This is a genomic window from Chitinophaga hostae (genome assembly GCF_018224885.1).
GTDB classification, from domain to species: domain Bacteria; phylum Bacteroidota; class Bacteroidia; order Chitinophagales; family Chitinophagaceae; genus Chitinophaga; species Chitinophaga hostae.
In genome coordinates, this window is record NZ_JAGTXB010000003.1 from 330,832 (window position 1) to 346,965 (window position 16,134).

General features: G+C 43.5%; 18 protein-coding genes. 12 read left to right on the top strand and 6 right to left on the bottom strand.

The genetic code is table 11. From position 1 onward, the window contains the following. Positions 1-10: 10 nt before the first annotated feature. Complete coding sequence (locus KE626_RS08445; RefSeq protein ID WP_211972433.1) at positions 11-1,375, top strand: TlpA family protein disulfide reductase; 1,365 nt, start codon at positions 11-13, stop codon at positions 1,373-1,375. 74 nt (positions 1,376-1,449) lie between these two features. On the opposite strand, the gene KE626_RS08450 is transcribed toward KE626_RS08445, so the two are convergent. After that, a complete protein-coding gene (locus tag KE626_RS08450; protein ID WP_211972434.1) occupies positions 1,450-2,454 on the bottom strand; it encodes a hypothetical protein in 1,005 nt (334 codons plus the stop codon). A 363-nt stretch (positions 2,455-2,817) separates the two neighbouring features. Here KE626_RS08450 and KE626_RS08455 point away from each other — a divergent pair, with 363 nt between their 5' ends. The 7 genes from KE626_RS08455 to KE626_RS08485 all read left to right on the top strand — a co-directional run bounded on the left by KE626_RS08455 (position 2,818) and on the right by KE626_RS08485 (position 8,984). Continuing rightward, on the top strand, positions 2,818-2,970 hold the full coding sequence (locus KE626_RS08455) for a hypothetical protein (protein WP_211972435.1): 153 nt from the start codon (positions 2,818-2,820) through the stop codon (positions 2,968-2,970). Between the two features lie 110 nt (positions 2,971-3,080). After that, positions 3,081-4,757: an ATP-binding protein gene (locus tag KE626_RS08460; RefSeq protein ID WP_211972436.1), complete on the top strand. Its 1,677-nt coding sequence runs from the start codon at positions 3,081-3,083 to the stop codon at positions 4,755-4,757. Next, complete coding sequence (locus tag KE626_RS08465) at positions 4,754-5,419, top strand: response regulator transcription factor (RefSeq protein WP_211972437.1); 666 nt, start codon at positions 4,754-4,756, stop codon at positions 5,417-5,419. Before KE626_RS08460 ends, KE626_RS08465 begins: the two co-directional genes overlap by 4 nt. 433 nt (positions 5,420-5,852) lie before the next feature. After that, a complete protein-coding gene (locus KE626_RS34640) occupies positions 5,853-6,254 on the top strand; it encodes an HNH endonuclease (RefSeq protein ID WP_249207359.1) in 402 nt (133 codons plus the stop codon). A 10-nt stretch (positions 6,255-6,264) separates the two neighbouring features. Continuing rightward, positions 6,265-6,831 (top strand): hypothetical protein, encoded by a 567-nt coding sequence (locus tag KE626_RS08475; RefSeq protein ID WP_211972438.1) that lies wholly within the window; start codon positions 6,265-6,267, stop codon positions 6,829-6,831. Between the two features lie 11 nt (positions 6,832-6,842). Next, a complete protein-coding gene (locus KE626_RS08480) occupies positions 6,843-7,835 on the top strand; it encodes a DUF4407 domain-containing protein (RefSeq protein WP_211972439.1) in 993 nt (330 codons plus the stop codon). A 39-nt stretch (positions 7,836-7,874) separates the two neighbouring features. Beyond that, positions 7,875-8,984: a type I restriction endonuclease gene (locus KE626_RS08485; RefSeq protein ID WP_211972440.1), complete on the top strand. Its 1,110-nt coding sequence runs from the start codon at positions 7,875-7,877 to the stop codon at positions 8,982-8,984. Between the two features lie 92 nt (positions 8,985-9,076). Here the strand turns inward: KE626_RS08485 and KE626_RS35170 are convergent, their stop codons facing one another. Then, the gene (locus KE626_RS35170) at positions 9,077-9,202 is read right to left on the bottom strand and encodes a hypothetical protein (protein WP_428845023.1); all 126 of its coding nucleotides are present in this window, start codon (positions 9,200-9,202) and stop codon (positions 9,077-9,079) included. Next, positions 9,147-9,680: an FMN-dependent NADH-azoreductase gene (locus KE626_RS08490; RefSeq protein WP_249207360.1), complete on the bottom strand. Its 534-nt coding sequence runs from the start codon at positions 9,678-9,680 to the stop codon at positions 9,147-9,149. Before KE626_RS08490 ends, KE626_RS35170 begins: the two co-directional genes overlap by 56 nt. 192 nt (positions 9,681-9,872) lie before the next feature. Between KE626_RS08490 and KE626_RS08495 the strand changes: the two genes are divergently transcribed. After that, the gene (locus tag KE626_RS08495) at positions 9,873-10,250 is read left to right on the top strand and encodes a winged helix-turn-helix transcriptional regulator (protein WP_211972441.1); all 378 of its coding nucleotides are present in this window, start codon (positions 9,873-9,875) and stop codon (positions 10,248-10,250) included. A gap of 76 nt (positions 10,251-10,326) precedes the next feature. Here KE626_RS08495 and KE626_RS08500 read toward each other — a convergent pair whose 3' ends face one another. The 3 genes from KE626_RS08500 to KE626_RS08510 form a co-directional block, all read right to left on the bottom strand. Next, positions 10,327-11,334 (bottom strand): terpene synthase family protein, encoded by a 1,008-nt coding sequence (locus KE626_RS08500; protein WP_211972442.1) that lies wholly within the window; start codon positions 11,332-11,334, stop codon positions 10,327-10,329. A gap of 64 nt (positions 11,335-11,398) precedes the next feature. Continuing rightward, positions 11,399-12,394 (bottom strand): terpene synthase family protein, encoded by a 996-nt coding sequence (locus KE626_RS08505; RefSeq protein WP_211972443.1) that lies wholly within the window; start codon positions 12,392-12,394, stop codon positions 11,399-11,401. Positions 12,395-12,640: 246 nt separating this feature from the next. Next, complete coding sequence (locus KE626_RS08510; RefSeq protein WP_211972444.1) at positions 12,641-14,458, bottom strand: helix-turn-helix transcriptional regulator; 1,818 nt, start codon at positions 14,456-14,458, stop codon at positions 12,641-12,643. Positions 14,459-14,689: 231 nt separating this feature from the next. Here KE626_RS08510 and KE626_RS08515 point away from each other — a divergent pair, with 231 nt between their 5' ends. The 3 genes from KE626_RS08515 to KE626_RS08525 are packed head-to-tail and all read left to right on the top strand — an operon-like array spanning position 14,690 to position 16,109. Further along, positions 14,690-15,013: a magnetosome magnetite crystal formation protein family gene (locus KE626_RS08515; protein WP_211972445.1), complete on the top strand. Its 324-nt coding sequence runs from the start codon at positions 14,690-14,692 to the stop codon at positions 15,011-15,013. Positions 15,014-15,047: 34 nt separating this feature from the next. After that, positions 15,048-15,776 carry a hypothetical protein gene (locus tag KE626_RS08520; protein ID WP_211972446.1) on the top strand — a complete coding sequence of 243 codons (729 nt, stop codon included), beginning with the start codon at positions 15,048-15,050 and terminating at the stop codon, positions 15,774-15,776. A gap of 12 nt (positions 15,777-15,788) precedes the next feature. After that, the gene (locus tag KE626_RS08525; RefSeq protein ID WP_211972447.1) at positions 15,789-16,109 is read left to right on the top strand and encodes a hypothetical protein; all 321 of its coding nucleotides are present in this window, start codon (positions 15,789-15,791) and stop codon (positions 16,107-16,109) included. Positions 16,110-16,134 lie beyond the last annotated feature (25 nt).

The following is a 16,134-nucleotide window of genomic DNA, read 5'->3' on the forward strand; positions in this document are numbered from 1 at the left end:
CTCACTACAAATGAAAAAATTACTTTTGGGTTTAACCACCCTCCTTTGCCTGCCTGCATTTATGAAAGCCCAGGTAACTATCTCCGGTGAATGGATGCGCCGGAACGACGGTAACGTACACCTCTATCGCGTAGAGCATGGAAGACTGGAAGAAGTGGCTTCGTCTAAACCTGGCACCGATTCATCTTTCGGGTTTTATTTCCGCCCGGAACGCGAAGGGTTTTATGTGATCGGCACCGGTAACAGTCAAACGCCCATGGACAAATACACCTTCTATTTCAAAAAGAACGACCAGCTGAACGTAAAGATCACCGATACCTCCTATGCGCTCACCGGTAAGAACTCACCTGAGAACCGGGCCGTGGAGAAATGGCATAATACAATATTGCCGCTCGAAAGAAGGGGTGTTTATTTCAATACGTCCAGGAGTACTTACGTGGACTTCTTCCCATTGCTGGAAACGCTTCACAGGCAAGCACTGGAAACAAAATTTGCTTCCTCCGGCAACAAGCAGTTTGACAGTGAGTTTGAGAAGTTCCGTGAGCTGGATATGTTGCACTGTGCTGCAGAGTTGTTGAGTACTCCCCGTTCCGCACATCCCTCTGAAAACGACTATACCCCCTATTTCAAAAACATACATGTCCCCTATTTCACTACAGATACCCGGCTGCTTCGGTATCCTTACGGTATACGCATGATGCGTACGCTGCAAATGCTGCCAGCCAGGATGGGCAATGGTGATGTAAAGGACTATAGTATCGAAGCCAGGATGAAAGGCATCGAAAACGATACCCTGAAAGGTGAAATTGTGGTGCAACAGGCTGCCTCTCTGAAAACCTACCTTGGCTATGTTGACCTGGACAAGCAATATGGTAAATACCTGCTCACTTCCGACCAGGTCGATCGCGCCAACAACATAAAAGCGGAACTGGCGAAGAAAGCCACTGCCGCCGGCGGCCAGGCAGTGAACTTCACTTACCCGGATATGAACGGTAAACAAACATCCCTGACTGATTTCAAAGGCAAAGTAGTATTAGTAGATGTTTGGGCTACCTGGTGCGGTCCCTGCAAAGGAGAACTCCCCTACCTCAAAACGCTGGAGGAAGAAATGCACGGACAGGATGTAACGTTCCTGAGCGTATCTGTAGACGAGCAAAAAGATCATCAGAAATGGAAAGATTTTATTGCCAGCGAAAAGCTGGGCGGCGTGCAACTGTTTGCCAGCGGATGGAGCGATATTGCCAAATTCTATAACATTAAAGGCATTCCACGCTTTATGGTGTTTGATAAGCAAGGGAATATCGTTTCAACAGATGCGCCGAGGCCATCCAATAAGGAGTTGAAGTTGCTGCTCGAGAGCGAGGTAAAAAAGTAATGCTCAATAACCAACCATTCATGTGAAGAGGCTGCCATCGGGCGGCCTTTTCTATTTGGGGTGTATTCACCGTGTTACTGATTCGCGATCATACCCGAGCGGATGTACTTATCGATAATATAAAAGGTAATTGGCCTCAGCTCACGGCCAAAGATCACCGGATGCTCTCCTCCCGAAGTGTAGAATTCCAGTTTCCCATCAATTTTCAAATACCAAACCTTGCCTACGGCCAGGTAGCTGATGGTATCCGGCCTGGTTATCTTCCTTAAATTTTTCAACCTCATGGTATCCAGCGCTATAACCCTCGCATTAGATACCTTCTGGTTACAGGCTACCGGTTCAAAATGATCTTCCTGCCAATACATACAGTACCCGGAGCGTGGGGTCTGATTTTTATCTTTCCACCACCACATGCCGCCTGTTCCCAATACCAGCGATAACATCACCGCGGCCGCCAGGATCTTCGCGGATTTCCCCTTTAACTTTTCTTCCTGCTTAACAATTTCCACGGGTTTAACGCCCTCACTTTCCTTTCCAACCGGGCCAAAAAGCCCGAGCGGAATTTTTGGAATTTCCGGAATTCCCGGTTCCCCGGCGGGTTTATCAATGCCCGTCGCCGGCGGGTTCTCCGGGGCATCAGCTGCACTTACAGGGGCTTCTGTCACCTGACTAATACCATCTAACGATGGTTCTTCCTTTACCTCCTCATCGGCGGAAATCTCCTTTCTCAATTCCCAGGGCCTGCCAGGAAAATCAATCAGCCAGGCCAGCAGCTCTATATTCTTCCCATCCGGCTTTCCAGACTTCCCTTTCAGATAATTCACCAGCGGTCTGAACTTATCCGTATGGCATCGCTGAATGATAGCATGACAGTCTTTCGCCTCTTTCAAATCCACGCAGAAATCCCTGATAGCTTTTTCATCCCGCCTGCTTACCTCTTTTGTGCATCTCTTCAAACATTCCTCTTTGAGGTTCGCGGGCGTGAGGTGCTTCAAACCGTGAGGCAGCGTATTGTTTAACTTCTTTCGCTCATACGCCTGCATAATCATTTGCTGGTAGTCGATAAAATGTGTGCCCATAAGTGAGATTATAGAACTGAATAATCGGAATTAAACCCGCATTCCCGGAATTCCAAATGGAACAAATGGAATCATCGGAATTATCGGAATTGTTTGTAAATCAACCTCTTACCTCGACCTATCTTTGTTTTGCAATCGGGTAACGCCTCCTTAGCTAAGAGGCACTCTGTACAGAACCGATTCACCCCGGGCAAAGAAAGCGGAAGCCGGTTACCGGCTTGGGAAGCGATCATCAGCTTCCGTAATCCACGCCCATCCTTCCCAAACAAGCAAGCAAGAAGCGCTTCTTCGCTGACTCAAAACCACGCTGCCGGCTGCCCGGCAACCGGCGGCCTATTTCCAAAAATTTAAAAACCTAACACAATGCTTAACATTATATTAAGTTTCTTCCTGGCATTCTTATGCCCCAACCACAACAATAACGGTAACCATAACCATAACAATGGCCAACAGGTTACTACGTTGGATGATACCGATGGTGAAACCGGAACAATTCCTCCAAGGAAAAAACCATAACATATCATCTCAGTGAGGCAGGAAAGTTCTTGCCTCACTTTTTTTGTTGCCTGTTAATAATAATTCCTCAAAATTGAGAAATTCGATACTTTTAAGAGAAATAATCCCTTGTGCGTCCCTCAAACATCATCCTGACCATACTCTTCTGCAGTCTGCTGGCCTGCACATCCAACCGGGAGCCTTCGCCACCGATTTCTGCACCCACACTGGAAAAAGGAGAAGCATTCTTCAATAACAATAACGACTCTGCCTTTTATTACTTTAATATTGTTACAACCACTGCTACAGACAGTTTGGAAATTGCCATGGCCTATACTTATATGGGTATCATCCAGGCGCATGAGGGAGACCATTATGGCGGGCAGGAAAGCCTGTTGAAATCCCTTACGTATCTCGATGAACACAAAAAGAACGACCAGGAATGCCTGGGCTCAAATTACCATGAGCTGGGCAATATCTGTCTGAATCTTAAAAACTATGAGGCGGCGATCGATTATTATCATAAGGCGCTCAAATACATCACACAACCAAACGTTGAAGCCATTGCTTTAAATAGTATAGCCCTTACTTACCAGAAGAAAGGCGACTATGCTGAGGCGATCGATCTATACAAATCCCTGCTGGATAAGAGCAAGGATGATAAAAAAGAATATGCCCGTGTGCTTTCCAACTATGCTAAAACTAAATGGTTAAAAGATTCCGCTTATCCTGCCGGACCTGAGCTGCAACACGCCTTGCAAATTCGTAGGGATTCAAACGACATCAGGGGTCTTAATGCCAGCTACGCGCATCTCTCGGACTATTATACAAGCTCTTTGCCCGATTCGGCACTTTATTATGCCCTGAAAAGATACGAAATCGCCAGGGAAATGAAGAGTCCGGACAACGAAGTCGAAGCCCTTTCCAAACTTATTACACTCAGCCCCACCAACCTGCTGAAACCATATTTTATCCGTTACCAGCATCTGACAGATAGTATCCAAACCGCAAAGAACGCCGCCAAGAACCAATTTGCACTAATCCGGTACGAAGCGGCAAAAAGCAAAGCCGACAATCTTCAGCTACAAAAAGATAATGTCCAAAAGAAAACACAGCTGCTGGCACAATGGTTCTTACTGGCACTCACCATCCTGTTCTTCATTACGGCCGGTATTATTTTAATCCTCCGGTATCGCCGCCGCCGCCAACAGATAGAATTTGCTTCCAGGCAGGCGATACAGGAACACCAGCTTAAAACCTCCCAAAAAGTACACGATGTCGTAGCAAACGGATTGTACCGCATCATGACAGACCTTGAATATAAACCGGCCGTAGACAAAGAGGAATTGATTGATAAGATTGAAGTACTGTATGAGCGATCCCGTGATATCTCTTACGAAACTCCCGCCACCTCAGAGATTCCTTTTCATACTAAAATCGACGATTTGCTGGAGTCCTTCGGATCCGAACATATCAAGGTGCTGATCATTGGCAACAGCCCTCTCCTCTGGAGCCGGATCAATACGCAGGTACAGCATGAAGTGGAACATATTCTGCAGGAATTAATGATTAATATGAAAAAACACAGCCTGGCTGATGCTGTAATGATAAAGTTCGAAAGTCAAAACAACCAGGTTCAAATTCTCTATACCGATAACGGTATCGGTATTTCTCCGCAAGTTAAGTATGGGAACGGACTGCAGAATACGGGAAACCGTATTAAAAGAATTGACGGGCAATATATATTTGAACATCCTGCTAAAGGATTAAAAATTCATATTTCTTTCCCAATAGCTCAGTCCTCATGATTACAAAGGTACTTATTGCTGAAGATCACGAAACCGTCAATATTTCTGTGCAAAAAACGCTGGAAGATCTGGCTGTCATGGATATAGCACACGCTTACTATTGCGATGATGCGTTGTACAAGATAACACAGGCAGTCAGGGCCGGAAGCTCCTTCGATCTCCTGATTACAGATTTGCATTTCGAACCGGATGGTCGCAAACAGGTCCTGTCCGGTGGTATGGATCTGATTATCGCCGCCAGGGAAGTACAGCCCGATCTGAATATCCTGATCTTCTCGTTAGAAAACAGGCCCGCTGTTATTGACCAACTTTATAACAAGTATGATATAGACGGCTTTGTGCCCAAAGCCCGGAACGACGCCCGGTCGCTTAAAGAGGCCATCAATGAAATAGCCCAGCACCGGCGCTACTTCCCACATCATATCAGGCAGCTGATCGACAAAAAAAACGCCTACTCTTTTTCGGAATTTGATATCAGGATCATCACACTGCTGGCACAAGGAATGCTGCAGAAAGACATACCCGCCCACCTTCAACGTAACGGCATAAAACCATCCGGCCTAAGCAGCATAGAAAAAAGGCTCAATCAAATGAAAGATGCACTTGGCTTTACCAAGAATGAGCAACTCGTAGCCCACTGCAAGGATTTAGGCGCTATATAAACATCTTTAAAAAAAATTTGAAAGAAAATACCGGATTACGGTTTCCCGTAAAAAAAGGACGTGAACGAAATATATTTTTGTTTCATAAATTAAAAATCACAGCATGAAACAGCAGTATCATGTAAACAACAGCCCCCATTGTGAAGTTCACGTCAGTACCGCTTACCACTTTCCTATCGCGCCATGAAACTCCTGTATACCTGGTTGCTTATAAGCTATGTTCACTGCAACCAAACAATGGTGTATATCTGCGACAGCAAAAGTGCTACAAGGTATCATTATAATTCAAATTGCCGTGGACTGAGCAATTGTAAGCATCGAATCATCAGCGTTCCCCTCGACAAAGCAATGACAACAAGAACCCTTTGTAAGTGGGAGCAATAAGTTGGCTGCGACCGGAACTATATTTCAATCACCTTCAACCAATGTTATTATGACACCCCCAAACAATGCACCCTATAAGTATTTGCAGTTTAAGGGAGACCAATCTTACAGCAGGTATATCCGGGAAGATATTCCTGCAAAATCTCCTCCGGCCAAAACTCAGGACCCTGGTTTTCTGAATGCCAAGTCCCATGGCAGTTATGGCGCACTACTGTTTCATCCAAACTGGAAGGCGAAACGAAAGGAAATACTGCACCGCGACATGCATCGCTGTGTGCATTGCAGCAGCGATAAAGATTTACAGGTGCATCACCGGCAATACCACTTTATAGCAAGCGAGCAAAAGTTCCGGCTTCCCTGGGAGTATCCCGGGCATTTATTGATCACGCTTTGTGAATCCTGTCACAGTAAAGGGCATAATAAATATAAAGTGCCTACAATCACTATTTAATAAAATATCTATGAGCTTATTCGATATTTTCAACCGGCAACGCCAAAATGGGCACAGCCACACGGTGGCAATTGAAAACCCGATACCAGATATTCCCGAAACTACGTTCATTGAGAAGGAAGCGCCGGAAAAAGAGCCTTCCGAAGAAAAATCTGTAACACCCTTCAATGGAGGAATACATCTGTTATACGATTTCCTCGATAAGAATTATGAATCCAAAGGATATAACGATGCATTGATAAATCCGGATGCCACCCACCTGGACCAAAATGTGATCGCGTTGAAAAATGACCTCGAAAGATCTATCCGGAAAGTAAAAACGTTTTACGAAGATTTTATCCGGCAAATCAATTTCCATATCTCAAGCAGGAGCAGAAGTGGCATGATAGATACGGTGGACGAACTTACCGTCAAGAAGGAAATTGCCGAGAGCCATATCAGCCAGGTCAAAGAAATAGAAGCGCAGGCAAAGGTTAACGAGGGCGTCGGGCATGGCATCATTATCAGCTATACCCGCGGATTCAGGAATGGGCTTGCGGCCATTTCCAGTCATATGATTCTGAACAAAAACTTTTAAAATCGGGCGCTATGAAACATCTGTGGATCCGTTTCGGCTGCTTCATCACCGGGTACAACTACAACATCCTGCGAAACTGCAGCGAAGCTGCTTTTAAATCCGTGAAGAAGTATACTGCCGCTATGCTCATCGTTTGCATTCTGTGGTTTTTTATTGGTTTTACTTTTGCACATCGTTACCTGTCGCTCAACCTGCCGGGTTGCATGCTGGCAGGAGCGCTCTCCATCATCATCATTGTACAGGTCGAAAAGCAGATCGTGCTGTCTATCAACCCGCACCGGCTGCTGGTAATTTCCAGGGGCTGTTTGGCGCTCATGATGTCTGTGCTGGGAGCTGTCATCATCGATCAGATATTGTTCGAAAAAGATATTGAGATCCAGAAAATTTCTTACGTATCGGAAAAAGTAGACAGGATATTACCCTCGAAAACAGAAGAATTAAGAAAGCAGATAGCCACACTGGACACAACAATTAGTAAAAAGGAACAGGAGCGAGGGAACTACGTGGAGGATATCAGTAAGCATCCAACCACAACTGCCACCACCACGCAAAGAGCAACAAAACGGGCGCCTGAGCATACCATAACATCTTCGGGCAGGGACTCAACTATTTGGAAAACAACAAGCGATGTTACTGTTGCCTCTACCTTAGTACCCAACCCCAAAATAGCATTGTTGCCATCCCTCGACGCCGCCATTGATGCTATGCGGCAACAAAAAGCCAAAAAAGAAAACGAATTGCTATACATCAAGCCTGCACTTGAAAAAGAAATGAAAGCGAGTACAGGGTTCCTGGATGAGTTAACGATCATGAAGCAGATGTTATCCGCATCCTACATTGCAATGTGTTTCTGGTTCCTGTGGATACTTTTCTTCCTGTTCCTGGAGATGCTGGTACTATTCAGTAAGCTGGGCGACAAGTCAAATGATTACGAAAAAGTAGTGCTCCATCATATGAACTTACAGATGCGGCGGCTCGATGCCCTTGGAAAAGGATTTGAATGATAACATTTTCTGATAACATCAATATCAAAAAAAATTAAGATGGATTTTAAAGATGAAATCAAACTCTTCGGCGATAAAGTCGAAAAGCTTAAAAACCAGATCCAGACAGAGGAAGCTACCAAGAATGCTTTTATCATGCCTTTCATTAAGGTGCTGGGCTACGATGTATTTGACCCATTTGAAGTAATGCCGGAATTCATCGCGGATATCGGGATTAAGAAAGGTGAAAAAGTGGACTATGCCATACTGAAAGAAGGCAAGCCATCTATACTCATCGAATGTAAGCATTGGGGAGAAAGCCTGGATCCACACAACTCCCAGCTTTTCCGGTATTTCCATACAACAACCGCCAAGTTCGGCCTGTTATCCAACGGAATCATTTACCGTTTTTATACAGATCTTACTGAGCAGAATAAAATGGATGATAAACCATTCTTCGAATTTAACGTGACAGATATAAAAGATAACCAGATCGAAGAACTAAAAAAATTCCATAAGTCATATTTCAACCTGGAAAACATTCAAACCACCGCAAGCGAGCTAAAATATATGAATGAGCTCAAAACCCTGATAAATATTGAGTTCCAGAATCCTTCTGAAGGGTTGATTAAGCTCTTCACCAAACAGATATACAGGGGCATGTTAACTTCAAAAATTGTGGAGCAGTTCGGCGCGCTTACCAGGAAGTCAATACAACAATATATCAATGACCTGATAACGGACAGACTTAAATCTGCGCTGAAAAAGGAAAATGATACTGAGCCGGCTGATGCGGAAAAGGAAACAGCCACAACAAATGCCGAAGAAAAAGGTGCTTTGATTGAAACCACCGAGGAGGAAAAAGAAGGATACATGATCGTAAAAACAATTCTCCGTCAAAAAATAAAGGCGGCCAGGATAGCCTATCGGGATGCTCAATCTTATTTCGCCATACTACTGGATGATAACAATCGAAAAACGATATGCAGATTGTATTTCAACGGTTCACGAAAATATATTGGCACTTTTGATGAGCAAAAAAAAGAAACCAGGACTGAGATGATGACGGTAGATGATATCTTTAAATTCGAAGAAATACTTCATAAGACGGTTGATTGGTATGATGCAGAAAAAAGTGCAGGTAAATTAATACAAACATTGGAACAGTGACAGCCCACTAATTAACTATCATTTATAAAAATAACAAAGGAGTTATTTCACAAGAAATAACTCCTTTGATCTATAGGATCAGAAGATATTAATTAATCAATCCTTATACTTCCAATTGCCTTCTCCATAGCAACCTCCATCACTCCCGGCACTTTTAGTCCCTCAGCACGCACTACCGTCAGATCTGTCATGCCTAAAAAGCCAAAGAAAGCATTCAGATAAGGAGCAACAAAGTCGTTGGCTTTGCCGGGACCTTCTGAATAAACGCCACCGGACGACATTGGCCACATACACTTTTTTCCCTGTCACTTTTCCAACAGGACCATTTTCACCATACCCAAAAGTTATTCCCACCCTGGTAACATGATCAATCCAGGCTTTTAACGCGGTATGAATGGTAAAGTTGTAAAGCGGGGCACCAATCACAATGATGTCTGAAGCTAGTAACTGTTTAACCATTTCGTCAGAAAAACGAATAGACGCTTTTTCTTCTTCCGTCAGCTGATCTCCGGGAATAAAGAAAGTGCGAAGAACAGCAGGGTTAAGATGTGGAATTTCGATATTAACCAGGTTTAATTCCTCCACTGTACTGCCCGAATATTTCTCCTGAATTTTTTCGATGATAGCATTCCCCAGTTGAATACTGTTCGATCCTTTTTCCTGTATACTTGAAATTAAATGAAGAATACGTTTCATAAAAATCTACTTTTTTAATAATCTTATCATTTTTAGATTTCGAGATCGCCGGATTTTCTTTCTGTGCTAGCAATAAAAGAATTCTTTCGCTCGAATTATCGAAGACAAAATTATGGTTGCCGGGTGGTCAAAAGGGAGCACTTACCCAAAGGGAAGCGGTTACATTTAGGTAATGTAATTACATTTGTGTGTATGAGTATGATAATAAATGAGCCCCTTCCCAGGAATGAAGAATGCGCTGCTGCGCTCAAAAACGTGCTTGATGCATTATCTGTTATTAACGGAAGATGGAAGCTGGCATTGCTTCTTTGCCTGATGCAATCATCAAAGCGCTTTAATGAGATCCAGCATGAAATACCCGGTATATCTTCCAGGATCTTAGCCAAAGAGTTGAAAGACCTGGAGCTAAATTATTTTATCAGGCGCAATGTATACCCAACCACGCCGGTAACTATTATCTATGAAGCAACCGAGTACAGCCGCACCTTAAAAAAAGTGCTGGGCGAACTGGGCGCCTGGGGCGGGCTACACCGGGAAAAGATCAGGCAAAGCATGCGGAAACAATCCTGAGCAGACGGCCTTACCTGGAAATTGTAAAATCAAGATTTTATCTTGCAAATGATCATTTACGAAGCATGCGTTTATCTTACAGTGTAAGATTATTTTTCGTTGCAGCATCCGGCCAGGCAAATCCGGCTCCGCCGTGCCTGTAACGCTCTGTTTCCTGCAGGTAAAAAGTATTTACCCCCTGAATCCCTATTCCGGAATAGTACAAAAATTGATCTACATGCTCCTGGTATTCACCAAATTCACGATACTCTTTATGTATGGCAAGCAATTCAGCCAGATCTTCATTATGAATACGAAGCGCCTCAACGCAGGCTTCTTCCAGCGAAAGATGGCAATCCTGTTGCAGCACAAAAATCAGATTAAAAACCTCTGTGCCTTTTGCCAGTTCCTTTGGCAGGGAATGGATATCGTTTTGCCAGGCAATAACCCTGCTCAGCAAGGTGATCATTCGTTGTACCACCGGATGCTCCACAATATGTTTTGGCAAGATAAGCCCTGATTCTATCTCCCCAAAAAGAAGATAGGGCAGCATCAGGACGTTATATTCACGAAGTACTTTGAAAAGCGCGAGGGAGGGCGGGCGATTAGCAACTTTATAAGGATGTTCAAGCTCGATCCCATACCTGGTGGTGATATAAAAATAGTTAGCGAAACGTTCCACCCATATGTCAGGCATGAAAGCCCTGAACTCATCTCTCAGCAATGCTATATGTTGATACAGTGCATTTTCTTCTGGAGTTGGCTGCTCTCCCCGAAGTATTGCCGTACAACGGGTTCGCAGATATTCGATTTCCTCGGAAGAGGACTCCTCCACCTGGTCATCCAGCACAACATACTGAAGCATAAACCTGTTACAAGGAGTCGCCTGCTCGTAAGTTAAATGTGGCCACATACAAGCAGTACAGGCATGCAGGCGCATCTTCTTATATCTTACTTTTTGCTTTTCCGTCAAAAATGTATAGTCGTTATCGATCCACCCATCCATATCCCTGCCCATTTGTTCTACATGCGGATTAATCAAATTGGGCCATGGATAATAGTTTATCGGAAGATAGTTTCCTGAGTTGTATTCTTCTGGTCTCATTGCTATGTTGCCTTAAGATTAGTACTATGTAATTTTTCCTGAGGGGTTTTATCTCCGGAGTCGATCAATTATTGGCTTTTATTGCTTGCACTGAAGGGAATCCATCCATGGTATTATATCTATCCATTTTAGCAGAAATGTTTTTCCAACCGCTTAACGTCATACTAATGTAGTGTATTCTGTTAACGACAGCGTCATGCCATTCGCCAAAATCAGGAAGAGACATCTGCAACTGAATAAATTCTTCCAGTTCTTCATCATGAATGCGTAAGTCCTCCAGACAAGCCTCTTCCAGTGATATGTTACGATTATGCTGGATAACTTTTACCAGATTATAATAGATACTTCCTGTTGCTTCATCCTTTCCTACTGACTGCACCTCATTATAACATACCATCATCCGGCTGGCCAATGCTTTTAGTCGTTGTATCGCCGGATGATTACAAATATTGGCAGGAAGCGGCAGTTTGGTTTCTATGTCCATCAATTCCAGGAACGGAAAAAGGCACAATGAGTTCTCACGGATAGCGATACATTCTTCAATCGTAGGGAATGTTCTTTTCTCCTTATAAGTAAGCTCTTGTTCCAGACCATTAAAATATTTATTGAGAGCCGTAATAAAACGTTGTAACGATTCAACAGGAATAAATTGTAACAATTCTGAACGCAAAGACGCTAATAGTAAAGCTAAAGGTATTCCTGCTTCTTCTGCAGCTATTTCCCCGCCTAATACGGCTATGGATTTTTCATGAACAAGCTTTACTTCCGAAAGAGGGGCCTCTTCATACATATCATCATTGTAAAGTGTCCAGAGCATAAAACGGCAAACGGGTTTGAGCCGCTCCAGGCTTGCAGTAGGGAACCATTGGGAGGCAATATGCGCCGTTTTTGTTTTCTTATATTTATACCGGGTATCAGGATCGTTCTTGTACAGGTAAAGATATTCACCATCGATCCACTGGTTATCAGTGATATCCTGCAGCTGCTCGGCAAAAGGATTTTTAAGCATTGGGAAAGGATAACGAAAACGTGCGAGGGTTGTTCTCATAGCAGTATTCATGGAAATCGCTTTGGGTTATTTTGAGGAGTCTTCGTCTGGATAATCGCTTGATGCTCTTTGTACCATTTCAAAAATAGTAAGGATCACTGCAGTATAATAGCAGTATGATCGCTTTCTATGTTAATCTTGTGAGTTCCTGTACTTTTTCCCGACTTAGTTTTCCCGGGCGTTTCGATGACGCATACAAGGTTTGCGTTCCTAAGCATTTAGATGACCTGGGCCAAGTTGGTTTTGCATTACACGGACTTAACTACCTATGCCCTGTAAAAAGATATTCAGGTCTTCGTCTCTTCCCAGTCCAAGCTTTTGCTTTATCCTATAGCGGCTCATCCGGACACTTTTGGCTTCGATATTCATCAGCTGGGCTATCTGCCGCGTATCCATTTTGAGATAAAGGTAGGCACATAGTTTCAGGTCCAGCGAACTGAGGTTTCTTTGGGCTTTCTCGTTAATCAGGTTAAAAAAATCGGGATGAACACGCTGGATCTGCAATTTTGCGTCTTCAAAATCATTATCAATGACCAGTTCTTCTTTTAGTATCTTTTGCATATTTACCGGGCCGCCTTCGGATAACTTATCCTTTATGTTGAGCAACATGCGGTTCTTATGTTCCAGGTGTAATACATTGGCCATTACTTCTTTCTGAAGCTGTTGTTGCTGGGTTTCCATCAGTTGCTGCTCTGCCAGGAGCCTTGCCTGTTCTTCTTTTTGAAGCTTTATCTGTAATTCGGAATCCAGTTTTTCCAACTGCAACTGCTTCTCCCGTTGCATAGCGTAGCGCAACCTGAAATGATAGGAACGGAACATAAACACCAGGCCAAGCAAGGAAGCCACTGCGATACAGGCGTACAGGTAGTTTTGCAGCATCCGGCTTTTTTCCCGTTCTTTCAGCACTTTCATTTCGTTATCCTTCTTCTCTGTTTCGTATTGTATTTCCAGCTTTTGCGCGCTCTGCGCCTGCTTCTGACTAAAGTTTTTGTTGCTGTATTCCGTTACTTTTTCCTGGTAATCCAGTGCTTTCTGATAGTCGCCTTTACGTTTATAAAGCGCTGATAATGCATTTACCACATTAATCATGGTGTAATAATAAGGCGGTTGTTCTGTTTTCATAACTTCGTAAGCCTCCAGCAAATAGCGCTCTTCCAGTGCATTGTTATTTTCCCTACGGGCATATTCGCTTAATATGCCTAAGCTACTGGCAACAACTTCCTGGCTGCGACCTGCATCTTTCAACACAGTTCTGGCTGTATTGGCGAAATGAATCGCCTGGGCTTTAGCCCCTGCGTCTGTTTCCGGGAAATATTTCAGGTAACAGTTAGCAATATTAATACACGCAATAGCATAGGTATAATCGGCCACCTGACCGGGGTGTTGCCGGTATAGTGCTTCCGATTGACTTAAATAAAATAAGGTGCTGTCGAGTTCCCCCTTTTCCTTTTGGGCATTATAATTATACTCATGGGCAACCGACAGGGCGGTATAACAGTTGCTTAACATGTTGTAATCCTTTGTTTGCAGGATATTTTCTGTTGCTTTCCGCGCGTAGAGATTTACTTTATCTTCATTATTCCAGTCTGAATTGACCACATACAGTTGATAGTAGAATTTGCCCGCGATGTTATGATCCATTTTTCTTTCCAGTTCTTTCAGGCCGGACTGGCAATTTTTCACCACGTTTTCTGCGTCGTCAAGGGTTTTATATAACAGTACCCGGGCATAATAAGCATAAGCCATTGCCACCGGGTCATTCGCCCGTTGTGCCATCAACAGTGCCGAATCACTTGTTTTCGTCAGCGTGGTCAACTGCCTGGCGTTGGATTTAATATTTACCAGCAATGTGTAAGCTTTGGCAGCCCCGGTATAGTTTTTACTTTGTAAGGCGGTTTGGATACTTTGACTGGCTGCCGACAAGGCAGCTTCATAGCTTCTATTGATCCTATAGGTTTCTGCCTGTTGATAGAATAGGCCCGATTGGTCCTTTTGAGCAGCTTCCGTTTGTGTGAAACCATCCAATGACAAACTAATATAAATACATATAAACAGAAAATGAAGCAAGAATTTCATGCCGGCAAATTACTATAAATTGGTAAAAGTGATGGCAAGAATATAATAATATAAACATTAATCATCTTTATAAATAATTGATATACAAAATATTTTTCAGGATGTAGTCGTATTGTAGACGCTTTCCTGCAAGGAGGGTAGACGGTTTGTAGCATAGCAAGGTTTGGAAGGCCGGTCACCGCAGGCAGATATTTGTGCCAGGCAATATTGCCCGACAAATCATTACATTTTATGAACAACCGAACCTTATCTGTTATCTCCTACATTACGTTGATTGGATGGCTGATTGCTTATTTTTCCGGGAAAGACCGGGCAGACTCTTTACTTAAATACCACCTGAAGCAGTCTTTGGGTCTGGCCATTATCAGCATTGCAGTGAGCATTATTTTGAATATTATCGCCTACGTGGTTCCGGCGCTATCTTTCCTGGGCCTGGTCGGATATGTTTTAATGGTATTCTGGATACTGGGAATGATTAATGCCGGCAACGGCGCTGAAAAGCCGGTTCCGGTATTTGGTAAAATGTTCGAGGACAAATTTGCTTTTATTAACTGATGTGGTATTGAAATAACCCTGGAATTTTAATACCATGATAGTCATCACAAGAATAAACAAAAATCATCTCTTTCTTAAAACGATTCCTGTCGCCAATGCCGGATGCCCTTTGTGCAACGCCAGGGGGAAAATGGAGATGACTTTTTATCAACTGCAGCTGGAAGCTGGTTGGGTACGCGATACGAAGAAAATAACGGCTTCGGTTTGTTGTAAAAATTGTGGACGGGATGTACCGGTTGTGCGTTGGGATAAAGAACTGGATACCTTTTTCAAAGCCGAAAAAAAAAAGATAAAGGTAAATACCTCTTTTAAAGCCGGGAAAATAGGGAAAATCCTGATTTGGCTGAATATACTGTTCTTTGGAGCTATTTTCCTGTTGTTTACAGGCATGTTTATTTACCACCGCATCGCGCCCAAACAAACTGCCGGCACCGGCGCAAGCCGGGACGAACAGATACGGCAGTCCGGGCTATTTGCAGCGAGTCCCCAACCCGGCGACTTAATACTGGTATACCTCTTCGACGACCACAAACAGATCCTCTTAAAAATAACGGCCGTAGATGCAACTGCCGATGTGGTAAAGGCTATAGCCTCGGATAAAAACATCGACGTTCCAGCCAACGCTGCTGACGTGCCTGCTGCTGACGCGGATTTTAAACAGGGAAAGGAGACCTCGTTTTCATTAACAGACTATAAGAACCTGAGAGTTACTGCACCTGATCACAAGCGTTTGGGGAATGTACAAATGGTTTACAGGAAATAAACTTCAAGAGAGATGACACCCGAAACAAACAAAAACGATGAACATTTTGCCGAAGACCATATATACGAAGGCAATAAAAGGGAACCCTATTCCAGGGTGATTGCCCATGCACTTATTGGATTATTTTTTGCAGGCGCCGGTCTCTATCAATTTATTAGGATACAACAATGGGAAGTAACAGGGGGAATCATCGAAATGAACAAACTCCAACAGTTGCTTTACAAACTGGTTGGTAAATGGGGAATACTTGCTTTCCTGCTCCTGGTGGCTGCTGTATTCTTTTATAAAGCTTACGCCCGATGGAAGCGGATAAAAATGCAGGAGCGTCGCTAAATAAGTTTTGTATTACATACAGTAA